The organism is Mameliella sp. MMSF_3455 (assembly GCF_030733205.1).
Taxonomy (GTDB): Bacteria; Pseudomonadota; Alphaproteobacteria; order Rhodobacterales; family Rhodobacteraceae; genus Antarctobacter.
In genome coordinates this window covers 1-21,866 of record NZ_JASHJL010000011.1, presented here as the reverse complement: position 1 = coordinate 21,866, position 21,866 = coordinate 1, and the positions used below count along the sequence as shown (strand labels likewise).

Genomic DNA, 21,866 nt, shown 5'->3' with positions numbered 1-21,866 from the left:
TCTGCCGCGCCCCGGAACCAATTCCCTGTCCGGGGGTTCACGCCTTGGGCAAAGGGAGTAGCGCAATGAAACGGAATTCACTGGTGGCAATCCTGGCGGGTGGCGTGATCGGAATGGGTGGCGCCATTCAGGCCTCGCCTATCCAGACAGAGGCCGGGCCGATGGAAATCCTTCCCGTGGTCGAAGGGCTGGACATTCCCTGGGCCTTCGATTTTCTGCCGGACGGCACCATCCTCGTCACCGAGCGCGGGGGGCGTCTCCTGCGGATCAAAGATGGCAGTTCGACGGTGGTCGAGGGGACGCCGGACGTCGTGGACAGCGGTCAGGGTGGCCTCCTGGACGTCATGGTCCCTCGTGATTTCGAGACCAGCCGCGAGGTCTTCTTCACTTACGCGCGCAAGCAGGGTCGGGGCACCGGAACAGCCGTGTTCAAAGCCCGCCTGTCCGCGGACGGCGCCCGGCTGGAGGAGGGTAAGACGATCTTCGAAATCGCCGAAGGCACGCGCGGCGGACGCCATTTCGGTTCGCGCCTTGTCGAGGCCGAGGACGGGCATCTCTTTGTGACCGTGGGCGATCGGGGCGATGGCCCCAAGGCGCAGGACCTCTCGATGCACAATGGCTCGGTGTTGCGCATTACACGCGACGGGGCCCCGGCGCCGGGCAATCCGTTCGTGGATGCGGAGGGGGCACTGCCCGAGATCTGGTCCTTTGGCCATCGCAACCCGCAGGGCGCGGCCTTGGATGGCTCGGGCCAGCTTTGGGCCGTGGAACATGGGGCCCGCGGCGGCGACGAAGTGAACCGGATCGCGGCCGGTACGAACTATGGCTGGCCTGTGATTTCCTACGGCGTCAATTACAATGGCAGCAAGATCGGCGAGGGCACGCAGAAAGAAGGCATGGCGCAGCCGGTCTACTACTGGGATCCGTCCATCGCGCCCTCGGGTATGACCTTTTACGACGGAAACGTGACGGACTGGTCCGGAAATGCGTTCATCGGGTCGTTGAAGTTCGACTACATCTCGCGCTTGTCCGGCGACCCTCTTGCCGAAGTCGAACGGATCGAGAGCGATGAGACCCTGCGGGTCCGCGACGTGGACCAAGGGCCGGACGGTGGGCTTTGGTTCCTCAGCGTCGGTAACGGGGCACTTTACCGGATGGTGCCGTCCTCGGACGGCTGAAGTCTTTCACGATAGTCCGAGAAGAGACGGCCCCGGATGACCTTCGGGGCTGTTTTTCGTCTGGACGGTGGATCATTTGATTGACAAAAGTCAGAAAAAATATCGAGGCCTGCATGACCATCGACGCCATCGCCCGCACCCGCCGTTTTCATCGCGCCGTGACCTCGGAGGTCGGGGCGCTTGATTCCTCTTTCCTTGGCCGAGGGCGTCCGCTTGGTCCTGCACGGGTTCTGCATGCGATCGGTAACGGGGTGTCGGACGTGGCAGAGATCCGGGCGCACCTCAAGCTCGATTCCGGCCTGATGAGCCGCCTTCTGCGGGGGCTGGAGGACGAGGGGCTGGTCACGGTCACGGCTTCAGACAGTGATGCACGCCGCCGACAAGCCCAGCTGACCCCTGCCGGGAAGACGGAATTCGCGGCATACGAGGCACTCTCTGACGCGCAGGCGGGGGCGATCCTGTCCCGACATCCCCATCCCGAGGCGCTCTTGCAGGCGATGGATCTTGTCGCCACGGCGTTGGGATTCGATCGGACCGCAATCCAGCGCGTGCCGCCGTCGGACCCGCGCGCGCAGCATTGTCTTGCCACCTACTACGCAGAGCTTGCCGAGCGGTTTTCAGGCGGGTTTGACGTCAACTTATCCGCCGATCCCGAAGCGCGGGACATGGAACCACCGCGTGGCGCCTTCCTGCTGGCGGTTCTGGACGGCCTGGCAATCGGCTGTGCCGGGTTGAAGGGCACGGACAAGGGTTATGCCGAGGTCAAACGTGTCTGGGTCGCGCCTTCGGCGAGGCGCATGGGACTGGCCGACCTTCTGATGCAGGCCATCGAGGACGAGGCGCGAGGGCTTGGGATCAGGACTCTGCGACTGGACACCAACAGCGCGCTGCCTGAGGCGGTGCGCTTTTACCGAAAGTCCGGGTGGCGCGAAATTCCGCGCTTCAACGACGATCCGTATCCGGATGTTTTCTTTGAGAAACACCTGTGAATCAGGTCAGGTCGCGTTCGTAGTAGGCACTGTCGCACCATTCCCATCCACCGTAGAGAAAGTTCTTTTCCTCGGTTCTCAGGTGGGTGAATCCGAGTTTCCCCAGCAACCGGGCAGAAGCGGTATTGCGCGGGTCGATCTCGGCGGTCAGCTTTGACAGATCCGGCCGTTGCCGGGCCAGTTCCGGCAAGAGCGCCGAGAGGGCCTCGAAGGCCAGCCCTTTGCCCCAGTGGTCGGGATGCAGGATGTAGCCAAAGTCCGGCGCCCGCCACATGCCCGCCTTGCCGATGCATCTTCCCTGATATTCGATCACCAGGTCAACGCTGTCGGGACGGTCGTGGATGAGGCCTTGCAGATAGCCCAGCGTTTGCGTGATGTCGTCATGTGCGGGGTGCGCCCAATACCGCATGGCGCGCGGATACGACAGCACGGCGTGCAACGGCTCCAGGTCCGTTGGGCGCGCCCGCCGCAACAGCAGGCGCGCGGTCCGGATCACACCGACAGGCGCGAGGACTGGGCGCCGCGTTCCCGGTAAGGGGTCGTCTTGTAATGCGCGCGGTAGCATTTCGAGAAATGCGAAGGCGAGGCAAAGCCGCAGGCCAGCGCCACGTTGATCACGCTCATTTCCGTCTGCATTAGCAGGTTCCGGGCCTTCTGCAGGCGCAATTCCATGTAGTAGCGCTTGGGCGAGCGGTTGAGGTAGCGCCGGAACAGCCGTTCAAGCTGGCGCGTGGACATGCCGACTTCCTTGGCCAGTACCGATGGGCTGATTGGTTCCTCGATGTTGCTTTCCATCATCTGGATGACCTGGCTCAGCTTGGGGTGCCGAACGCCGATGCGGGTCGGCACGCTCAGCCGCTGGGTGTCCTGGTCGGTCCGGATCGAGGAGTAGATCTGTTGGTCTGCCACTGCCGTGGCCAGTTCTTCGCCGTGGTCATTGGCGATGATCTGCAGGAAAAGGTCGATGGACGACGTGCCGCCCGCCGTGGTGAGCCGGTTGCCGTCGATGGTAAAGACCGACTTGGTCAGGTCCACCTCGTCGAACTCTTCCGCGAAACTGTCCTGGTTCTCCCAGTGAATCGTCGCCCGCTTGCCATCCAGCAGCCCGGCCTTCGCCAGAGTATAGGCTGCGGTGCAAAGCCCTCCGATCACCAGCCCCTTGCGGGCCTCGCGGCGCAACCAGCTGAGAAGGCGTTTCGAGGTCGCCTTCTGCACGTCCGACCCGCCGCAGATCACGATGGTGTCTTCGCGGTGCAATTCGTCTAGGCCGCCGTCGAGCTGAAAGACCGTATCGGTGGAGCAGCTGGCCGTTTCACCGCCTTCGCTGACGACGCGCCATTCATACAGGTTCTTCTGCGACATGCGGTTGGCAAGGCGCAGGCAATCCAGCGCCGCGGCAAAGGACAGCAGAGTGAAATTGTCGAGGAGGACGAAGACGAAACGGCGAGGCTTGGCCGGAACCGTATCAAGTTCGATGACCTGGCGCTGAGGCGGGGGAAACATGAGATGCCACCTTCTTGATCGTGCTGCGGCAGCCGGACCGCAGATCTGTCGAAGCACATGGGCAGATGTGATCAGCAGCGTCAAGACATGTCGCGAAAAACACGGCTGGTCACGCGAAGTGCCGCAGAGTATACAGCCTCTCCGTTAGCGCTCGAAAACGATCAACCGGAGAAAACAGATGACCGAGTGGCAGAAAACGAACTGGCGTGCCAAGCCGCGGGTTCAGATGCCCGAGTATACGGACGCCGAGGCCCTGCATGCCGTAGAGGCACAGTTGGCCAAGTATCCGCCGCTGGTCTTTGCCGGTGAGGCGCGCACACTCAAAAGCCACCTGGCCGCCGCCGGCCGTGGCGAGGCCTTCCTGCTGCAGGGCGGCGATTGCGCCGAGAGCTTTGACCAGTTCTCTGCCGATGCGATCCGCGACACCTTCAAGGTGATGCTGCAGATGGCCATGGTCCTGACCTATGGCGCCAAGGTCCCGGTGGTGAAGGTGGGTCGCATGGCGGGTCAGTTCGCCAAGCCGCGCTCCGCGCCCACCGAGGTCAAGGATGGCGTCGAACTGCCCAGCTACCGCGGCGACATCATCAACGAACTGGACTTCACGCCCGAGGCCCGGATCCCCGATCCGTCGAAGATGCTGCGGGCCTACACCCAGGCGGCCGCCACGCTGAACCTGCTGCGGGCTTTCTCGACCGGCGGTTACGCCGACGTGCACCAAGTGCACCAGTGGACGCTCGGCTTTACCGAGGGTGAGAAGGCCTCCAAGTACCGCGAGATGGCCGGTCGGATTTCCGACACGCTGGACTTCATCAAGGCGGCCGGCGTGACCGGGGCCCAGGCGCACACCCTGTCGATGGTAGAGTTCTACACCTCGCACGAGGCATTGCTGCTGGAGTACGAAGAGGCGCTTTGCCGCCGAGATTCGACCTCGGGCAACTGGCTGGCTGGGTCCGGCCACATGATCTGGATCGGCGACCGCACGCGGCAGCCGGATGGCGCGCATGTGGAATTTGCTCGCGGCGTGCTGAACCCCGTGGGACTCAAGTGCGGCCCGACGACCACCGCCGAGGATCTCAAGGTGTTGATGCAACGCCTGAACCCGAAGAACGAGGAAGGAAAGCTGACCCTGATCGCGCGTTTCGGTGCAGGCAAGGTCGGTGAGAACCTGCCCCGCCTCATCAAGGCGGTCCAGGAAGAAGGCGCCAACGTGACCTGGGTCTGCGACCCGATGCACGGCAATGTCATCAAGTCGGCCACCGGCTACAAGACGCGGCCCTTCGACTCGATCCTGCGCGAAGTGCGCGAGTTCTTCTCGATTCACGAGGCCGAGGGCACGACCCCGGGCGGTGTGCATTTCGAGATGACCGGTCTCGACGTGACCGAATGCACCGGCGGTGTCCGCGAAGTGACCGAAGAGGACCTGTCGGATCGCTACCACACCGCCTGCGACCCGCGCCTGAACGCCTCGCAGTCGCTGGAACTTGCCTTCCTCGTGGCCGAGGAACTGGTCGCGCGTCGCGAGAAGGCAAAGGAAGCGGCCAGCGCCTGAGAAGGCTGACGCCCCAGCAATGAGGAACGCCCCCGCAGGAAACTGCGGGGGCGATTTCACTTGGGCCGCTTCGTGTTTCGGGGCGTCCCCTGAACGATGACGGCCCGTCTCAGTCGTTCTTGACTATCAGCTTGAGGTGGCCGCGTTCCGTGATCGGCGCGCGCGTGCTTTCATTCGGTTCGCTGGCCCGCGGGGCAAAACGTGCGGGGTCCTCGCGCAGGCTTGGCTCGATTTCCTTGGGGCGATGCGTTGGGACGACATCTTTTCCGGTCAGGGCCGGTGTCACCTCGACATGGCGCAGCACGAAGCGACGTGGCGTACGCCCGATCCGGCCGTGGCTGACAAGGGCGCCCAGCGCGCGGGTCTGGTCGCCGAAATCCGAGCGCAGCGGAAGAAGCACCATGTTGGCCTCCATGTCCGGCTTGCCGAACCCGCCTTCGGCGGTGAGATCGATACGGACGATGCAGGGGCCGGCGAAAAGCTCTGCCACCGCCTGGCCAAAACGCTCACGGTCCGAGGGCGCGATCAGGCTGGACAGGGGCATCCCGGCGATCTGCATGCCCATCAGGTCGTTGAGATGCGTGCCTGCCACGCGGATCTTTGCCATCGTGGGCGCGATACGTTCCATCAGGAATGCGCTTTCCAGCGCGTCCTCCATGCCGCGCGGGTCGATCTGACTGCGCAGCGGCACGGCATCGCGGGCGCAAAGGCCGTGCCAATAGGCCTCGACCTGCCGCAGTGGCGCCAGCCGCCGCATCTTTTCCCGATCCGTCATTGAAACGACGTCCTCGCCACTTCCGCCTTTGCCCAACATGCCAAAATTCCTGTCGTCCGGTGCAGCATGGCGGGCCCCCTGCCACCAAGCCTGCTTAATCAAGGTTACGAAATCATTACTAGCAGAGGTTCGCCTCAAATTCGTCCTATTTCTAAAGCGAAGGTTAACGAACCGGCAGGGTGCTTGCGCCCGGACGCGTCTGCCGATACCCCCTTTGGCAATACGAGGGGAGAGGCGAGATGCGGCAATCCATGACGGGCTTCGCCAGCCAGAACGGCCAGGGTCTTGGCCGCAGCTGGACATGGGAATTGCGCGGGGTCAACGGCAAGGGGCTGGACCTGCGACTGCGCATTCCGGACGGGATCGAAGGGCTGGAGGCCGGCGTTCGGGCACGCTGTGCGGAACGGCTGAAACGCGGGAACGTGCAGATCTCGCTGAAGCTGGCCGCAGAAGAGACCGAGGGCGGGCTGCGCGTCGACGAGGCGCAGCTGGCTGCCGTCCTGGCCGCGATGCAGCGGATCGAAAGCGACGCGATGGACAAGGGGCTGTCACTGGCGCCGTCAACCGCGGCAGAGATCGTGGCCCTGCGCGGCGTGCTGACTGCCGAGGTGCCCGAGGCGGACCCGAAGGCGCTGTGCACCGAGCTGCTGGCGGACTTCGACCTGGCGCTGAACAGCTTTGTCGCCATGCGCCGGTCGGAAGGCAGCGCGCTTGCCCGTATCCTGATCCAGCAACTGGACGAGATCGCGGAGCTGGTGGACGAGGCCCAGGCCGCCGTGGCCGAACGCCAGCCGCATCAGACCGAGCGCCTGAGAGAACAGTTGCGTCGCGTGATCGAAAATGCCGATGGCGTCGACGAGGCGCGCCTGGCACAGGAACTGGCGCTGATCGCGGTGAAATCCGACATCACCGAGGAAATCGACCGGCTGCGTGCCCATATCGCCGCCGCCCGCGAACTGCTGGAGGTCAAGGGGGCCGTGGGACGCAAGTTCGATTTCCTGATGCAGGAGTTCAACCGCGAGGCCAACACGCTCTGTTCGAAATCCGGCGACACGCAGTTGACGCGCGCGGGCCTGGCGCTAAAGACCGTGATCGACCAGATGCGCGAGCAGGTCCAGAACGTAGAGTGACCCTGACCATGACTCCCGACACGACCCGCCGCGGTTTGCTCATCATCCTCTCCTCGCCCTCGGGGGCGGGGAAATCCACGCTCTCGCGGCGCCTGCTGGACTGGGACCCCTCGTTGCGGTTTTCGGTCTCTGCCACAACGCGCAAGCCGCGCCCCGGCGAGGTGGATGGCGAGCATTACCATTTCATGACCGAGGAAAGCTTCAAGCGGTCGGTCGCCGAGCAGGGCATGCTGGAACACGCGCATGTGTTCGGCAATTTCTACGGCAGCCCCCGCGCACCCGTCGAAGAGGCGATCGGACAGGGCTGCGACGTGCTGTTCGATATCGACTGGCAGGGGGCGCAGCAGATCCGCAACTCTGCGCTTGGCCAGCATACGCTGTCGGTCTTCATCCTGCCGCCGTCGATCGAGGAACTGCACCGCCGGCTGGTCAGCCGGGGACAGGATGCGCCGGATGTGATCGCCAAGCGGATGCAGAAAAGCTGGGACGAGATCAGCCATTGGGATGGCTATGACTTCGTGTTGGTCAACGATGATCTGGACGCCACCTTCGACCGTCTGAAGACAATCGTCACCGCAACCCGCCTGCGGCGCTCGCAACAGCCCGCGCTGGTTGAACACGTCCGCCACCTGCAAACCGAATTCGAGGAACTGTCATGACGCTGTACGCATTGGACGGGATCGCCCCGGAACTGGCCTCGGACGCCTGGGTCGCGCCGGATGCCAACCTGATCGGCAAGGTGGTGATGGAGGCGAAGTCCTCGGTCTGGTTCGGCTGCACGCTGCGCGGCGACAACGAGGAAATCCGTGTCGGCGAAGGATCGAACCTGCAGGAGAACACTGTCTGTCACACCGACATGGGGTATCCGCTGGTGATCGGGAAGGGCTGCACCATCGGGCACAAGGTCATGCTGCACGGCTGTACCATCGGGGACAACACGCTGATCGGCATGGGGGCGACGATCCTCAACGGCGCCAAGATCGGGCGGAATTGCCTGATCGGTGCCGGCGCTCTCGTGACCGAAGGCAAGGAAATCCCCGACGGCAGCCTGGTGATGGGGATGCCGGGCAAGGTTGTTCGTCAACTGGACGAGGCGGCCATCGAAGGTCTGAAGAAATCCGCCCTTGGCTACCAGGCCAACGCGGCACGTTTTGCCGCTGGCCTGAAACCGGTCTGAAGAGCGGTTGGCGTAAAGACGGCGTCAGTCGGTCGGCGTGGTACGTTCACAGCTTGGTGCATCCGCACGACAGCCCGGCCGGCGATCCTGACACGCCTTCGACGCAACGGTCTGTTCCGGCTTGGGACGGGGCGGATGAAATCTGGACTGCATTCCTGTCGTTGCGTCGAACGGAGATGGCTCTCCGGGACTATCGACGACGCCGGGACGATGGGCTAAGCAGCGTCGGCGCAGACAAAAGGAACCACCACACATGAAAAAAACCCTGCAACGTCCGGCCGGTTGGCCCGCTTCTCTCTCGACGCCGGTGATTTCTCCGATTGCACCTTCGGTGGTTTATGCATCGACCTCTCCGGATGAACTCGACTCCCAGTACGAGGGCCGCGAAACCGGCTATACCTACGCGCGTGAGGGGCACCCGAATGCGGATATCCTGGCGCAGCGTATCGATGCGCTCGAAGGGGCCAGCGGGGGGCTTGTGCTCGGCTCTGGCATGGCGGCGGTCAGCGCGGTCCTGCTGGGCCTGTGCAAGACCGGCGAACATGTGATCGGTGCAGATCAATTGTATGGCCGGTCGTTGCGCATGATGGCCGAGGATCTGCCGCGCCTTGGGATCGCGACCACGCTGGTGGATGCCACCGACGCGACCGCAGTGGCCAAGGCGATCCGCCCGGAAACCCGAATGGTGCTGATCGAAGTGGTCTCGAACCCGACCATCCGCATTGCGGACCTGGACGCCGTGGCAGAGGTCTGCGCGGAACGAGGCGTGCTGCTGGTGGTGGACAACACCTTTACCACGCCTCTGGGAATCCGGCCCTTCGAGCATGGCGCCGACATCGTTCTGCATTCGGTGACCAAGCTGCTGGCCGGCCACTCCGACGCCACCCTTGGGTGGGTCGCGGCAAAAGACCCGGAACTGGCCGAGCGGATGCGCATCTTTGCCGTCACCACGGGCATGACGCCCAGCCCCTTTGATTGCTGGCTGGCCGAACGGGGCCTTGCGACCTTTGCGCTGCGCTATGCACGCGCGCAGGACACATCGCAACGTCTGGCGGATTACCTTTCCGGCGCCGAGGGCGTAACGCGGGTGCTGTATCCCACCCGGCCCGATCACCCCGAGGCAGCGCGTGCACAATCGCTGCTCAAGGGGCAGGGCGGTCACATGGTCAGCTTTGAAATCGAGGGCGGGCGTGCGGCGGCAAATGCCTTTGCCGAAGCCGCCAGCGGCATCGCCTTTGCACCCACGCTGGGCGACGTGGGCACCACGCTGTCGCATCCCGCATCGTCCTCGCACCGGGCCCTGACGCCCGAGGCGCGCGCAAAGATGGGGGTGTCCGAAGGGTTCTTCCGCGTCTCCGTTGGCCTTGAAGACCCTGACGCCCTGATCGCCTGTTTCGCCGACGGGCTTGCCGCGGCAAGGGGCGCCGCCTGATGTCCGACTTCGTCGCCGGTTTCGTCGACGCGGTGCCGATGCCCGCCCTGGTGATCCGCAGCGACGAACGGATCGAGGCGGCGAACGAACCGGCCCGCGCCCTGTTGGGCGCGGGTATCGGCGGGCGGCATTTCCTGACGGCGCTGCGTCAGCCGCAATTGCTGGACGCCATCGAGAACTGCTTGCGCGACGGGGCGCCACGTGCCACCGACTACCTTGGCAACGACGGTCGTCAGGACACCACCTTTCGCGTGTCCGTGCGTGCGGTGAACCTGCCCACCGGCGGCGGTGTCATGGTCTCGTTCGAGGACGTGACCCATGCGCATCAACTGGTGCAGATGCGGCGTGATTTCGTCGCCAACGTCAGCCATGAACTGCGCACGCCGCTGACCGCCCTGATCGGGTTCATCGAAACCCTGAAGGGACCGGCCCGCAACGATCCCGCCGGGCAGCAGAGATTCCTCGACATTATGGAGGCCGAGGCCCACCGGATGAACCGCCTTGTCGGCGATCTGCTGTCCCTGAGCCGGGTCGAGGCCGAAGAGCGCGTGCGCCCGACCTCTCGGCTGGACCTGGCGGAACTGGTGCTTTCGACCATCCAGGGGCTGACGCCGATGGCAGAGGACAACGGTGTGACCCTGGCCCATGATCTGCCAGAGGGGCGGCGAGTGATGGTGCCCGGGGATGAGGACCAGTTGCGCCAGGTCCTGACAAACCTGATCGAAAACGGCATCAAGTACAGCGGTGAAGGCACGACGGTCACGGTGCGCCTGTCGGCCGCTGACTATGTCTCGCGCTTGCAGGGGCAGGGCGTGACGCTGGTCGTCGAGGACAGCGGCCCGGGGATCGACCCTATCCATCTGCCGCGCCTGACCGAACGGTTCTACCGGGTCGACAACCACCGCTCACGCGAGATGGGCGGCACGGGGCTGGGGCTGGCGATCGTCAAGCATATCGTCAACCGACACCGCGGACGGCTCCGGATCGACAGCAAAAAGTGGCAAGGCACCCGTTTTACGATCATCCTGCCCGTGGGCTGACCTGGCCCGACAGTTCCCGCCCATACGGCCCTCCGTTTCGATTCGGGGGGCCTTTTTGATGGCGCCGAATGTAACAGTGGCTTGCGTCGCTTGGTCCTTGCTGACGTCGGGTCCGGCCTGTTGCCTTTGCTGCCGATCCGCCGGGTGGGTTCGATTCGTCAGCCCTGACAGGGGGTTGATCGGCCTCAACTGGCGGGTGTCATAAAACTGTTACCGAAGCGTCACAAAACCATAGCGCGGGGCCTTTAGCGGTCCGGGCCAAGGTCATCGTGGGGATGACTGATTCCTAAGTTCAGGGAGCTATCCATGAAATTCGCTAAACTGACCGCCTCCGCCATGGCGATCGCAGCTGTCTCGGCAACCGCCGCTGCTGCCCGTGACAACATCCAGGTGGCCGGTTCCTCGACCGTTCTGCCCTACGCCTCGATCGTGGCCGAAGCCTTTGGTGCCAACACCGACTTCCCGACCCCGGTTGTGGAATCCGGCGGCTCCTCGGCTGGCCTGAAGCGTTTCTGCCAGGGTGTCGGCACCGAGCACACCGACGTGGCCAACGCGTCGCGCAAGATCCGCGAAAAGGAAATCAAGGCCTGCGCCGAAAACGGTGTGACCGACATCATCGAAGTCCGCATCGGCTATGACGGCATCGTCTTTGCCTCGCAGCAGGACGGCCCGGCCTACAACGCCTTCACCCAGGCAGACATCTTCAACGCCCTGGCGCCGAAGGTCATGGTCGACGGCGAGCTGGTCGACAACCCCTACACCAAGTGGTCGGACTTCAACGCCGATCTGCCGGACGCCGAGATTCTGGCCTTCATCCCGGGCACCAAGCACGGCACCCGTGAAGTGTTCGAAGAGAAGGTGATCGCGGTTGGCTGCGAGATGACCGGCGCCCACGACGCGATGATCGCGGCCGGCATGTCCGAGGACGACGCCGAAGACGCTTGCCTCGAGGTCCGCACCGACGGCCGTTCGGTCGACATCGACGGTGACTACACCGAGACCCTCGCCTCGATCGACGCCAACGCACACGGCATCGGCGTGTTCGGCCTGGCGTTCTACGAGAACAACACCGACAAGCTGAAAGTCGCCACCATGGCCGGCGTCATGCCCTCGACCGAGACCATCGCGTCGGGCGAGTACCCGGTGTCGCGCCCGCTGTACTTCTACGTCAAGAAGGCACACATCGGCGTGATCCCCGGCCTCAAGGAATACGCCCAGTTCTTCGTCGCTGACGAGCTGGCAGGCCCCTCCGGCCCGCTCGCCAACTACGGCCTGGTGTCCGACCCCGAGCTGGCCAAGACCCAGCAGATGGTCGCCGACGAAGTCGTGATGGGCGAAGGCATGTAATCACCCCTTCGAGGGTCGATTTCACCTGACGCCTGCGGGGGCGGCATATTCCGCCGCCCCCAATGCTTTTAGGACCTTTTCAATCATACCTGACTTCGGGGGGCACATGCCTGTTTTCTGGCTCATCGTGATCGTGCTCGCGCTGGCGGCGGCGGGGTATTTCCTCGGCCGTGGCCGCGCGTTGCAAAGCGCCGGGGGCGACCGCCGTCACCTGCATTCGCTGCCGACCTACTACGGGTCGAACGTGGCGCTGAAGGCCGTCGTTCCGGCCTGCTTGCTGTTGGTCGTCTGGCTCGTGGCCCAGCCGTTCTACGTCACCAACGTGATTTCCGGCATGATCCCGGCCAGCGACATCCCCGAGGGTTCGAGCCGCGGGCTGGTACTGTCCGAGGTGCGCCGCACCGCCGAGGGGCTCGACAACGCGGTGGCAGCCGGTGTGATGACAGAGGAATTCGCGCGCAACGCGCGTGCCGATTTCACCGATGTCACGCAGCGTCTGAAGGATGCCAACCAGGTCGTGACCAACCAGATCACGCAGCCGGTCCTGCGCGCCGCGCAGAAATACCGCATCGTCAACGGCACCGGCAACATGGTCATGACCGGCGCGGTGATCCTGGTCGCGCTTCTGGGCGCGCTCTGGGGTCTCAAGGAGACGCACAAAGCGTTCCGCGCCCGCAACTCGGTCGAAAAAGGTGTCATGGCGTTGCTGATCGCGGCCGCCTCGATCGCGGTCTTGACCACGGTCGGCATCCTGTTTTCGTTGATCGGCAATACCATCGAGTTCTTCCGCCTTTATCCCGCCAGCGAGTTCTTCACCTTGCTGGAATGGGCGCCCAGCTTTTCCGGCCGGGGCGGCGCGTCCAGCCTGGGCGTTCTGCCGCTGCTCTGGGGGACCTTGTACATTTCGCTGGTCGCGCTGATCGTGGCGGTGCCGATCGGGCTTTTTGCCGCCGTCTACCTGTCGGAATACGCTTCGAAGCCGGTGCGCAGCTTTGCCAAGCCGATGCTCGAGGTGCTGGCCGGGATCCCGACCATCGTCTACGGTCTCTTTGCGCTGCTGACCATCGGCCCGATGCTGCTGAGCGTCTTCGGCCCCGACGGGACCGGCTGGATGGGTGGCCAGCGTGCGGTGATCACCGCGGGCCTCGCCATGGGCATCATGCTGATCCCCTTCGTCAGCTCGCTCAGTGACGACATCATCAACGCGGTCCCGCAAGCGATGCGTGACGGCTCTTACGGGTTGGGCGCAACCAAGTCCGAGACCATCAAGCAAGTGATCCTGCCCGCCGCCCTGCCGGGCATCGTGGGGGCCGTGCTTCTGGCAACCTCGCGCGCCATCGGTGAAACCATGATCGTGGTGCTGGGGGCAGGGGCCGCCGCCCGGCTCAGCCTCAACCCCTTCGAGGCAATGACCACCGTGACCGCCAAGATCGTCAGCCAGCTGACCGGCGACAGCGACTTTGCCTCGCCCGAGGCTCTGGTGGCTTTCGCCCTGGGGATGACCCTCTTCATCATGACGCTGGGGCTGAACGTCTTCGCCCTCTACATCGTGCGCAAATACCGGGAGCAGTACGACTAATGACCGACGCAAGCATGGATACGCCCCGGCCGCGCCGGGCCAAGACCTCTCTGGTGAGCGAAGACGCGCGCACGAAAAAGCGCAACGCGGCGGAAAAACGGTTCCAGGCCTACGGGATTCTCGCCATTGCCACCGGCCTGTTCTTTCTTGCCGTTCTGGCATTCTCGATCGTCCGCTCGGGCCTGCCGGCCTTCACCACGACCGTTGTCGACGTCAATTTCACCCTGACGCAGGAAGAGTTCGACGAGGCCGAGGGCCAGCTGTTCAAGACCAAGGCCTATTCCGGCTACTTCATCTCTGCCCTGCAGAAAAAGCTGGAGACGGAGAATGTGCAGGTGGCCTTTGACGAGGCGGCCATCGAACGGATCATGGGCAAGATCGGCAGCACGCTGCGGGAATACTACACCGCAAACCCCGATCAGCTGGGCGAGGAAGTGGCTTTCAAGCTGAACGCCGCCTCGCGCGTGGACGGCTATTTCAAAGGCCGCGTGCAGCGCGAGACCCTGCAGGACAGCCGCTTCCTGACGCTGGCCGATCTCGATCTCGTGGACGCGCTGGCCGAGGCCGGCATCATCCACACCGCGTTTGACTGGGGGTTCATCACCGGTGCGGATTCCGGCGTGGACAACCCCGGGGGCGCCGGCATCGGGGCGTCTGTGGTGGGCTCGTTCTTCATGATGCTGGTGGTGCTGTTGCTGTCGCTGCCCATCGGTGTCGCGGCCTCGATCTACCTCGAGGAATTCGCGCCGCAGAACCGCTGGACCGACATGATCGAGGTGAACATCTCGAACCTTGCAGCCGTCCCGTCGATCGTCTTCGGCATCCTGGGTCTGGCCGTCTTCATCCAGTTCATGCACCTGCCGCAATCGGCACCTCTGGTCGGTGGCCTGGTCCTGACGCTGATGACCCTGCCGACGATCATCATCTCGACACGCGCCTCGCTCAAGGCGGTGCCGCCCTCGATCCGCGACGCGGCGCTGGGTGTGGGCGCCTCCAAGATGCAGGCGGTGTTCCACCACGTTCTGCCCCTGGCCATGCCCGGCATCCTGACCGGCACGATTATCGGCCTGGCGCAGGCGCTGGGAGAGACCGCGCCGCTCTTGCTGATCGGCATGGTGGGCTTTGTCGCCCGCGGTTATCCGGATGGGTTCATCAGCGGCTTCACCGACCCGAACTCGGCCATGCCCGCGCAGATCTACACCTGGGCTGCGCGCGCGGATCAGGCGTTTTACGAAAAGGCCTGGGGCGGTATCATCATCCTGCTCATCTTCCTGCTGACCATGAACATCATCGCAATCATTCTGCGCCGCCGTTTCGAGCGCCGCTGGTAAGGCCCGGGCAGCGGATCTAGGAGAGTAACAATGTACGACGCACCGCATACGGAGAGAGACGTGGACCAGCAGGACATCAAGATCAGCGCCCGCAAGGTGCAGGTCTATTACGGCACCACCCATGCCATCAAAGACGTGGACTGTGACATCGAGGACAAGACCGTCACAGCCTTCATCGGCCCGTCTGGCTGTGGCAAGTCCACCTTCCTGCGCTGCCTGAACCGGATGAACGACACCATCGACGTCTGCCGCGTCGAAGGTGACATCATGATCGACGGCGAGGACATCTACGACAAACGGGTCGACCCGGTGCAACTGCGCGCCAAGGTCGGCATGGTCTTCCAGAAGCCGAACCCGTTCCCGAAGTCGATCTATGACAACATCGCCTACGGCCCGCGCATTCACGGGCTGGCCAAGTCCAAGGCGGATCTCGACGAGATCGTCGAGAAAAGCCTGCGCCGCGGCGCCATCTGGGACGAGGTCAAGGACCGTCTGGACGCGCCGGGCACCGGCCTGTCGGGCGGCCAGCAACAGCGCCTGTGCATCGCCCGCGCCGTGGCCACCGAACCCGAGGTCCTGCTGATGGACGAACCCTGTTCGGCGCTTGACCCGATCGCGACCAGCCAGGTCGAGGAACTGATCGACGAGTTGCGGCAGGACTACTCGGTCGTCATCGTGACCCACTCGATGCAGCAGGCCGCGCGCGTCAGCCAGAAGACCGCCTTCTTCCACCTGGGGAACCTCGTGGAATTTGGCGACACCGGCAAGATTTTCACCAACCCGGTGGACAGCCGGACGGAAAGCTACATCACGGGACGGATCGGCTAATGTCAGACCTCAATCAACATATCGCCAGCGCCTTCGACCGCGATCTGGAAGGCATCCAGGCCCAGATCATGAAGATGGGGGGGCTTGTCGAGGCCGCCATCATGCAATCCGCCAAGTCGCTGGAGACCCGCGACGAGGAACTGGCCGATCTGGTGCGCCGCAACGATGCCGCCATCGACGCGCTGGAGGAAAGCCTGAACGAAGAGGCGGCCCGGGTGATCGCCTTGCGGGCGCCGACCGCATCGGACCTGCGCATCGTCCTGTCGGTCATGCGCATGTCGGCCAACCTGGAACGCATGGGTGACCTCAGCAAGAATATCGCCAAGCGGACCGGCGTGCTGGTGCAGATGCAGGCCATCGGCGGCACGGCGCCCTCGTTGCGCCGCATGGCGCGCGAGGTCGAACTGATGCTCAAGGACGCGCTCGACGCCTATATCCAGCGCGACGTAGCCCTGGCCGAGGACGTGATCGAGCGCGACCGGGACGTGGACCAGATGTACAACACGCTGTTCCGCGAATTCCTGACGTTCATGCTGGAAGATCCGCGCAACATCACCGCCTGCATGCACCTGCATTTCATCGCCAAGAACATCGAACGCATGGGCGACCATGTGACCTCGATCGCCGAGCAGGTCGTTTTCCTGACGACCGGCCGCAAGCCGGAAGAGCCTCGGGAAAAGGCGGACCGCACATCGACCGACGCCGCCCTGGCGCCGGATGCGGATCAGAACGGAGATTGATCACATGGCCGCAGATCAGCCGACAGTCCTGGTGGTCGAGGACGAAGCCGCGCAACGGGAGGTCCTGACCTACAATCTCGAAGCCGAGGGGTTCCGCGTCGCGCGGGCCGAGAACGGTGAAGAAGCGCTGGTGCTGATCGACGAGGAAAGCCCGGACATCATCGTGCTGGACTGGATGCTGCCCAACGTCTCGGGGATCGAGGTCTGTCGCCAGATCAAGACCCGCCCCGACACCCGCAGCGTGCCGATCATCATGCTTTCGGCCCGGTCCGAAGAGGTGGACCGGGTGCGCGGGCTTGAAACCGGGGCGGATGACTACGTGGTCAAACCCTACTCGGTGATCGAACTGATGGCTCGGGTGCGCGCACAGCTGCGGCGCGCGCGTCCGGCCGCTGCCGGGTTGCGCCTTGAATACGAGGACATCGTGCTCGACAGCGAAACCCACCGCGTGACGCGTGACAACAAGGCGCTGAAACTGGGGCCGACGGAATTCCGTCTGCTGACGACATTCATGGAAAAGCCCGGCCGGGTCTGGTCGCGCGAACAGTTGCTTGACCGGGTCTGGGGGCGCGACATCTATGTCGACACCCGCACCGTGGATGTTCATATCGGGCGCCTTCGCAAGGCGTTGTGCCAGCATGGCGGAAACGATCCGCTGCGCACGGTGCGCGGCGCCGGTTATGCTTTGGGGTGATGCAAAAGGGCAGGGCGGTGTCCTTTTCTCCGTCCTCGCCACTGACCGCTTGATCTGCGAAGTGAACGCGTCATCTTATCTGCTGTGCAGCAGGTGAGGATGCATTCCGTGATACGCGGCTTTCTGACAGTTCTGGCCTTCGTGGTTCCGCTTGGCGCGGTAGAGGCGCATGAGGTGCGTCCGGCAATCGCCGATCTTGAGACACCGGATGGCCGGATCACGCTTGTCCTGCGCATGAGCATGGAACCGGTCCTGGCCGGGATCGACCTCGAAGGTGTCGAGGATACCAACGAGACCGACCGTTCCGATGCCGTCGACCAGTTGCGCGCGCTGCCCGCAGAGGAATTCAAGGAACGGATCGAGGCGGAAACCGGGGACGTTCTGGACAGGGTGACGATCCGGGTCGACGGAAAAACGGTGCCCCTCCGCGTGACAGAGATCCAGGTGGACGAGGTCGTGGACGTCTCTTTGCCTCGGGAATCGCGGCTGTTCTTTGCCGGCACTTTGCCTGACGGTGCACAGTCCCTGAGCGTTGGCTGGCCGTCTGAATATGGCACGCTGATTCTGCGCCAGATGGATGTGGAGGAAGGGTTTACCGGTTACCTGACGGGCGGATATTCCGATCCCATCGACATCGAGGATGACAGCGGTTGGGGCTTTCTGGACGGGATCTTTCGCTGACCTTGGCCACCCGGGCCCTTTGCCCCTTGCGCCCCTTGTGAAACCGCTGTAATGCGCGCGGCACGAACCCCGCAGGCGGGGGCGGGCCTATTGGACAGACATCCCCAAAGGTCCACCGGTTGAGGCAGTTGCCTTGATCCCCCGCCGAGGATTGAAACCGGAAAGGATAGAAGGCATGGCTCTTCCCGAGTTCACCATGCGTCAGCTGCTGGAAGCTGGCGTTCATTTTGGCCACCAGACGCAGCGCTGGAACCCCCGCATGGGCGAGTTCATCTACGGTGCGCGCAACGGCATCCACATCATGGACCTGACGCAGACCGTCCCGATGCTGGACGCTGCCCTGAACGCCATTCGCGAATGTGTGGCCAAGAACGGCCGCGTGCTGTTCGTCGGCACCAAGCGTCAGGCTGCCCAGCCGATCGCCGAAGCCGCCGAGAAATGTGCACAGTACTACATGAACCACCGCTGGCTGGGCGGCACGCTGACCAACTGGCAGACCGTGTCGCAGTCGATCAACCGCCTGCGCGAGATCGACGAGCAGATGGAAGGTGGCGCCGAAGGCCTCACCAAGAAAGAGCGCCTCAACATGGAGCGTGACCAGGCCAAGCTGCAGGCATCGCTGGGCGGGATCCGCGAAATGGGCGGCGTGCCGGACATGCTGTTCGTCATCGACGTCAAGAAAGAGCAACTGGCCGTTGCCGAAGCCAACAAGCTGGGCATCCCGGTTGTGGCCGTCGTCGACACCAACTGCTCGCCCGAGGGCGTCGACTATATCATTCCCGGCAACGACGACGCAGCCCGCGCCATCGCGCTGTACTGCGATCTCGTCAGCCGCGCCGCGTTGGACGGCATGACCGGCCAGATGGAAGCGGCAGGCGTCGACCTGGGCGCGCTCGAGGAAGCACCGGCCGAGGAACTGCTGGCCGACGCGGGCGAGAACGCCGAGGGCTGATCCCCGGGGCCTGTGTCGCAAAAACGATACAGGTCCGTGACATGAGGGGTGGCCAAGGCCCGGGGGATCCCCGGCGGCCGGGGCCACCCGACCTCCTGCAAAGAGACGATGAGGAGAGCCAAGACATGGCGATCACTGCAAAACAGGTGAAAGAACTGCGCGAAATGACCGGCGCAGGCATGATGGACGCCAAGAAGGCGCTGACCGAAACGGACGGCGACTTTGACGCGGCCATCGACTGGCTCCGCACCAAGGGCCTGGCCAAGGCGGCCAAGAAATCCGGCCGCACCGCGGCAGAGGGCCTCGTCGCCGTCAAGGTCGACGGCGGCAAGGGCGTGGCCGTCGAGGTCAACTCGGAAACCGACTTCGTTGCCAAGAACGCCGAGTTCCAGCAGATGGTTGCCGGCATCGCCGAAACCGCGCTGAACGTGGCGGACGTCGAGGCGCTGAAAGACGCGGACATGGGCGGCAAGGCCGTCAACGAACGCATCACCGACGCTGTCGCCAAGATCGGCGAGAACATGTCGCTGCGCCGCATGGCATCCGTCGAAGGCGACGTCGTGGCCGCCTATGTCCACAACGCGGCCGCTGACGGCATGGGCCAGATCGGCGTTCTGGTCGCCATGAAGGGCGGCTCGGAAGAGTTCGGCAAGCAGGTTGGCATGCACATCGCGGCCATGAACCCCGCCGCTCTGAACGAAGCCTCGCTGGATCCGGCCGTGGTCGAGAAGGAAAAGCAGGTCCAGATCGATATCGCCAAGGAATCGGGCAAGCCCGACGCCGTGATCGAAAAGATGATCGTCGGCCGCATGAAGAAGTTCATGGCCGAAGTGACGCTGCTGGGCCAGGCTTTCGCTCTGGACACCGACAAGACCGTCGAGCAGGCCGCCAAGGACGCCGGCGCAGAGATCGTCGGCTTTGTTCGCCTGCAGGTCGGTGAAGGCATCGAGAAGAAAGAAGAGGATTTCGCAGCCGAAGTGGCCAAGGCCGCCCAGGGCTAAGTCACTCCTGAAAGGGCAGGGGCTCCCTGCCGGTTGCGAATCGAGAAAGGCGCCGGACCGAAGGTCGGCGCCTTTTTCTTGTTTGTTTTCTGGGATTTCAGGGCGAGATAGGCGGGACTTTGCCGGTGTTCAATATCGGACTGGTGTCGTGCTTGCGCCCGAGTCAGATCCCGCATAGGTTGAGTTTGAGATGAATTCGGGGTCCCCGGTTGAGGCATTGGGGATGAGATCCAGGGACCCCGAAAGGATGCTGGCCGACGGAAGGCGCTAATTGCCTCCGTCGTACCAGCGCCCGGTTTACACCGGAGGTTCCGCAGGGCCCGGTAATACGCGGGTTACGGTTCCTTCGTTCCATGGCCAAAGCCACCACTCACGGAACATGTGAACAATCGCAATTTACCTTGGGTTAGGGAAGTACGGATTTCCTGACCAAAGGGTAAAGGCGAAAAATTCACGCGGGAATCACGCGGACAGACGTCGCTAACGTCTTGCCCGTGCACCATTTCCCGACATTTGTGGCTACTGTGCCTCAAGAATGTACATTTGGTTGTGAAACGCGGCCTTGGCGACGGCTTGGGCGGTTGTTTCCACATTCAGGGTCTCTCTCGCCAGACGCAGGTGCTTTTCCACCGTTGCCTGCGTGAGTCCCATGATCTGCGCGATGTCCTGCATGGTCTTGCCATCCCCAACCCATTCCAGAGCCTCGCGCTGACGTGGTGTCAGGTTCTGGCCAGCGAGGGGCAGGGGCAGGGTGAGGATCTTGAGGTGTACGAGGTTGTTCAGCAGAACGATATCCTGACCGTGCTCGGCCCAGACCGCGTCTGCTTCATCCTGGTTCATCTCGGCGCGCGTGGTCAGAGAGATCGCCCCCTTGGCCCGGTGCGAGACCGACTGAAAGCTGATCGTGTACCCAGCGTGCACCTTGTGCTGCAGGTTGAAGGCCACCACCTTGGCGGCCTTGTCGTCCAGCGTGCCTTTGTTGATCTGTTCGGCCATGACGCGCCAGCTGCAGTGGCCTTCGTTTTCCAGCGCCCAGCGAACCATTGGGGCGTGACGGTAAAGCCCGTCTTCGACGAAGCCCTTGCGGTAGGCAGGCGTGTGGTTGGTCAGGACGATGAAGTCATTGGGATCGCCGAAACTGGTCGCCGTCAGGAACCGCGTGAACCCGTAGAGCAGCCTGTCGAAGCCGTAACTGTCCATCTTGGCACAGTGCTTTTCCCAGAGATCCTGGACCTCTTCGGCATTCGTGACCTCGATCAGGTAGTCTCTTAGTTCAGGTGTCATCACCGGGTCTCCAGAAAGCCGAGCAGCGCGTCTATAGCCAGTTTATACCCGTTTGCGCCGAAACCCGCTATCACTCCGATTGCAACAGGTGCGATGAATGACTTGTGCCGGAATTCCTCGCGCGCATGGACATTGGAGAGGTGCAATTCGATGGTCGGCATCTCGGCGCCCTTGATGGCATCCATCATCGCGATCGAGGTATGCGTGTAGGCACCCGCGTTCAGGACGATGCCCGCATGGGTGCCGCGGGCCTCCTGGATGTGGGTCACGAGCGCGCCTTCATGGTTCGACTGGGCGCAGGTCACGTCGATCCCGCGCGCCTTGCCGTGTTCGACGCACATCGCCTCGACATCGGCCAAGGTCGTGTGGCCGTAAATTTCGGGCTGACGGGTGCCCAGTAGGTTCAGGTTCGGTCCGTTCAGGACGAGGATCGAGGTCATACGCAACTCCGGAAGCTTTACGTCCGGGTATGAGATTTGCGGCGTCTCTGTCCAGCGCGGCATCGGTTTCGGGTTGGATTATCGGATAATCGTTGCGCTGCGGACGCTTGGGGGACGTCTCGGAACGCTTATTATTTACATAATACTGATTATCAGATTTTGGGATGGCAAGATCGAGTATCGTTTCGACCGACCTGCTCTGAGCAACCGTGGGCG

General features: G+C 63.4%; 22 protein-coding genes. 17 read left to right on the top strand and 5 right to left on the bottom strand.

Annotation, left to right across the window (positions count from 1 at the left end):
* The first annotated feature begins 65 nt into the window (after positions 1-65).
* The gene (locus RBB42_RS10140; protein ID WP_305971394.1) at positions 66-1,178 is read left to right on the top strand and encodes a PQQ-dependent sugar dehydrogenase; all 1,113 of its coding nucleotides are present in this window, start codon (positions 66-68) and stop codon (positions 1,176-1,178) included.
* A gap of 113 nt (positions 1,179-1,291) precedes the next feature.
* The gene (locus tag RBB42_RS10135; RefSeq protein WP_305971395.1) at positions 1,292-2,167 is read left to right on the top strand and encodes a bifunctional helix-turn-helix transcriptional regulator/GNAT family N-acetyltransferase; all 876 of its coding nucleotides are present in this window, start codon (positions 1,292-1,294) and stop codon (positions 2,165-2,167) included.
* 1 nt (position 2,168) lies between these two features.
* On the opposite strand, the gene RBB42_RS10130 is transcribed toward RBB42_RS10135, so the two are convergent.
* Both RBB42_RS10130 and RBB42_RS10125 read right to left on the bottom strand, forming a co-directional pair.
* The gene (locus RBB42_RS10130; RefSeq protein WP_305971396.1) at positions 2,169-2,663 is read right to left on the bottom strand and encodes a GNAT family N-acetyltransferase; all 495 of its coding nucleotides are present in this window, start codon (positions 2,661-2,663) and stop codon (positions 2,169-2,171) included.
* Positions 2,660-3,670: a GlxA family transcriptional regulator gene (locus tag RBB42_RS10125; protein ID WP_305971397.1), complete on the bottom strand. Its 1,011-nt coding sequence runs from the start codon at positions 3,668-3,670 to the stop codon at positions 2,660-2,662. Before RBB42_RS10125 ends, RBB42_RS10130 begins: the two co-directional genes overlap by 4 nt.
* A 178-nt stretch (positions 3,671-3,848) precedes the next feature.
* Between RBB42_RS10125 and RBB42_RS10120 the strand changes: the two genes are divergently transcribed.
* Positions 3,849-5,219: a class II 3-deoxy-7-phosphoheptulonate synthase gene (locus tag RBB42_RS10120; protein ID WP_305971398.1), complete on the top strand. Its 1,371-nt coding sequence runs from the start codon at positions 3,849-3,851 to the stop codon at positions 5,217-5,219.
* Positions 5,220-5,328: 109 nt separating this feature from the next.
* Here the strand turns inward: RBB42_RS10120 and RBB42_RS10115 are convergent, their stop codons facing one another.
* Positions 5,329-5,994 carry a PAS domain-containing protein gene (locus tag RBB42_RS10115; protein WP_305971399.1) on the bottom strand — a complete coding sequence of 222 codons (666 nt, stop codon included), beginning with the start codon at positions 5,992-5,994 and terminating at the stop codon, positions 5,329-5,331.
* Positions 5,995-6,245: 251 nt separating this feature from the next.
* Between RBB42_RS10115 and RBB42_RS10110 the strand changes: the two genes are divergently transcribed.
* From RBB42_RS10110 to tsf, 14 genes are all read left to right on the top strand, one after another.
* The gene (locus tag RBB42_RS10110; protein WP_306043524.1) at positions 6,246-7,124 is read left to right on the top strand and encodes a YicC/YloC family endoribonuclease; all 879 of its coding nucleotides are present in this window, start codon (positions 6,246-6,248) and stop codon (positions 7,122-7,124) included.
* An 8-nt stretch (positions 7,125-7,132) separates the two neighbouring features.
* Positions 7,133-7,783: a guanylate kinase gene (gene gmk, locus RBB42_RS10105; protein WP_305971416.1), complete on the top strand. Its 651-nt coding sequence runs from the start codon at positions 7,133-7,135 to the stop codon at positions 7,781-7,783.
* Complete coding sequence (locus RBB42_RS10100) at positions 7,780-8,301, top strand: gamma carbonic anhydrase family protein (protein ID WP_305971401.1); 522 nt, start codon at positions 7,780-7,782, stop codon at positions 8,299-8,301. The genes gmk and RBB42_RS10100 overlap by 4 nt, the downstream gene beginning before the upstream one ends.
* Positions 8,302-8,554: 253 nt before the next feature.
* On the top strand, positions 8,555-9,733 hold the full coding sequence (locus tag RBB42_RS10095; protein WP_305971402.1) for a trans-sulfuration enzyme family protein: 1,179 nt from the start codon (positions 8,555-8,557) through the stop codon (positions 9,731-9,733).
* Positions 9,733-10,773, top strand: coding sequence for an ATP-binding protein (locus tag RBB42_RS10090; RefSeq protein WP_305971403.1), 1,041 nt, complete (start codon positions 9,733-9,735; stop codon positions 10,771-10,773). The genes RBB42_RS10095 and RBB42_RS10090 overlap by 1 nt, the downstream gene beginning before the upstream one ends.
* A 306-nt stretch (positions 10,774-11,079) precedes the next feature.
* Entirely contained in the window at positions 11,080-12,120 is a 1,041-nt protein-coding gene (locus tag RBB42_RS10085) for a substrate-binding domain-containing protein (protein WP_305971404.1), read from the top strand.
* Between the two features lie 106 nt (positions 12,121-12,226).
* A complete protein-coding gene (gene pstC / locus RBB42_RS10080; protein ID WP_305971405.1) occupies positions 12,227-13,699 on the top strand; it encodes a phosphate ABC transporter permease subunit PstC in 1,473 nt (490 codons plus the stop codon).
* Positions 13,699-15,030, top strand: a complete 1,332-nt coding sequence (pstA, locus tag RBB42_RS10075) for a phosphate ABC transporter permease PstA (protein WP_305971406.1) — start codon at positions 13,699-13,701, stop codon at positions 15,028-15,030. Before pstC ends, pstA begins: the two co-directional genes overlap by 1 nt.
* A 30-nt stretch (positions 15,031-15,060) precedes the next feature.
* Positions 15,061-15,858 carry a phosphate ABC transporter ATP-binding protein PstB gene (gene pstB, locus RBB42_RS10070; protein ID WP_305971407.1) on the top strand — a complete coding sequence of 266 codons (798 nt, stop codon included), beginning with the start codon at positions 15,061-15,063 and terminating at the stop codon, positions 15,856-15,858.
* Positions 15,858-16,598 (top strand): phosphate signaling complex protein PhoU, encoded by a 741-nt coding sequence (gene phoU / locus RBB42_RS10065; RefSeq protein WP_305971408.1) that lies wholly within the window; start codon positions 15,858-15,860, stop codon positions 16,596-16,598. Before pstB ends, phoU begins: the two co-directional genes overlap by 1 nt.
* 4 nt (positions 16,599-16,602) lie before the next feature.
* The gene (gene phoB, locus RBB42_RS10060; RefSeq protein WP_305971409.1) at positions 16,603-17,292 is read left to right on the top strand and encodes a phosphate regulon transcriptional regulator PhoB; all 690 of its coding nucleotides are present in this window, start codon (positions 16,603-16,605) and stop codon (positions 17,290-17,292) included.
* A gap of 108 nt (positions 17,293-17,400) precedes the next feature.
* A complete protein-coding gene (locus RBB42_RS10055) occupies positions 17,401-17,973 on the top strand; it encodes a hypothetical protein (protein ID WP_305971410.1) in 573 nt (190 codons plus the stop codon).
* A 175-nt stretch (positions 17,974-18,148) separates the two neighbouring features.
* A complete protein-coding gene (gene rpsB, locus RBB42_RS10050) occupies positions 18,149-18,925 on the top strand; it encodes a 30S ribosomal protein S2 (protein ID WP_305971411.1) in 777 nt (258 codons plus the stop codon).
* A 125-nt stretch (positions 18,926-19,050) separates the two neighbouring features.
* Positions 19,051-19,926, top strand: coding sequence for a translation elongation factor Ts (gene tsf, locus RBB42_RS10045; protein ID WP_305971412.1), 876 nt, complete (start codon positions 19,051-19,053; stop codon positions 19,924-19,926).
* Between the two features lie 519 nt (positions 19,927-20,445).
* Here tsf and RBB42_RS10040 read toward each other — a convergent pair.
* Both RBB42_RS10040 and aroQ read right to left on the bottom strand, forming a co-directional pair.
* The gene (locus tag RBB42_RS10040) at positions 20,446-21,210 is read right to left on the bottom strand and encodes a helix-turn-helix transcriptional regulator (protein ID WP_305971413.1); all 765 of its coding nucleotides are present in this window, start codon (positions 21,208-21,210) and stop codon (positions 20,446-20,448) included.
* Entirely contained in the window at positions 21,210-21,650 is a 441-nt protein-coding gene (aroQ, locus tag RBB42_RS10035; protein WP_305971414.1) for a type II 3-dehydroquinate dehydratase, read from the bottom strand. Before aroQ ends, RBB42_RS10040 begins: the two co-directional genes overlap by 1 nt.
* Positions 21,651-21,866: the final 216 nt, after the last annotated feature.

Excerpts from the sequence above, each read along its gene's own strand:
- pstC (WP_305971405.1), top strand. The coding sequence starts at position 12,227 with ATGCCTGTTTTCTGGCTCATCGTGATCGTGCTCGCGCTGGCGGCGGCG.
- RBB42_RS10095 (WP_305971402.1), top strand. The coding sequence starts at position 8,555 with ATGAAAAAAACCCTGCAACGTCCGGCCGGTTGGCCCGCTTCTCTCTCG.
- phoU (WP_305971408.1), top strand. The coding sequence starts at position 15,858 with ATGTCAGACCTCAATCAACATATCGCCAGCGCCTTCGACCGCGATCTG.
- RBB42_RS10040 (WP_305971413.1), bottom strand. The coding sequence starts at position 21,210 with ATGACACCTGAACTAAGAGACTACCTGATCGAGGTCACGAATGCCGAA.
- gmk (WP_305971416.1), top strand. The coding sequence starts at position 7,133 with ATGACTCCCGACACGACCCGCCGCGGTTTGCTCATCATCCTCTCCTCG.
- RBB42_RS10125 (WP_305971397.1), bottom strand. The coding sequence starts at position 3,670 with ATGTTTCCCCCGCCTCAGCGCCAGGTCATCGAACTTGATACGGTTCCG.
- phoB (WP_305971409.1), top strand. The coding sequence starts at position 16,603 with ATGGCCGCAGATCAGCCGACAGTCCTGGTGGTCGAGGACGAAGCCGCG.
- RBB42_RS10110 (WP_306043524.1), top strand. The coding sequence starts at position 6,246 with ATGACGGGCTTCGCCAGCCAGAACGGCCAGGGTCTTGGCCGCAGCTGG.
- pstB (WP_305971407.1), top strand. The coding sequence starts at position 15,061 with ATGTACGACGCACCGCATACGGAGAGAGACGTGGACCAGCAGGACATC.
- tsf (WP_305971412.1), top strand. The coding sequence starts at position 19,051 with ATGGCGATCACTGCAAAACAGGTGAAAGAACTGCGCGAAATGACCGGC.
- RBB42_RS10120 (WP_305971398.1), top strand. The coding sequence starts at position 3,849 with ATGACCGAGTGGCAGAAAACGAACTGGCGTGCCAAGCCGCGGGTTCAG.
- pstA (WP_305971406.1), top strand. The coding sequence starts at position 13,699 with ATGACCGACGCAAGCATGGATACGCCCCGGCCGCGCCGGGCCAAGACC.
- aroQ (WP_305971414.1), bottom strand. The coding sequence starts at position 21,650 with ATGACCTCGATCCTCGTCCTGAACGGACCGAACCTGAACCTACTGGGC.
- RBB42_RS10115 (WP_305971399.1), bottom strand. The coding sequence starts at position 5,994 with ATGACGGATCGGGAAAAGATGCGGCGGCTGGCGCCACTGCGGCAGGTC.
- rpsB (WP_305971411.1), top strand. The coding sequence starts at position 18,149 with ATGGCTCTTCCCGAGTTCACCATGCGTCAGCTGCTGGAAGCTGGCGTT.
- RBB42_RS10135 (WP_305971395.1), top strand. The coding sequence starts at position 1,292 with ATGACCATCGACGCCATCGCCCGCACCCGCCGTTTTCATCGCGCCGTG.
- RBB42_RS10100 (WP_305971401.1), top strand. The coding sequence starts at position 7,780 with ATGACGCTGTACGCATTGGACGGGATCGCCCCGGAACTGGCCTCGGAC.
- RBB42_RS10085 (WP_305971404.1), top strand. The coding sequence starts at position 11,080 with ATGAAATTCGCTAAACTGACCGCCTCCGCCATGGCGATCGCAGCTGTC.
- RBB42_RS10090 (WP_305971403.1), top strand. The coding sequence starts at position 9,733 with ATGTCCGACTTCGTCGCCGGTTTCGTCGACGCGGTGCCGATGCCCGCC.
- RBB42_RS10140 (WP_305971394.1), top strand. The coding sequence starts at position 66 with ATGAAACGGAATTCACTGGTGGCAATCCTGGCGGGTGGCGTGATCGGA.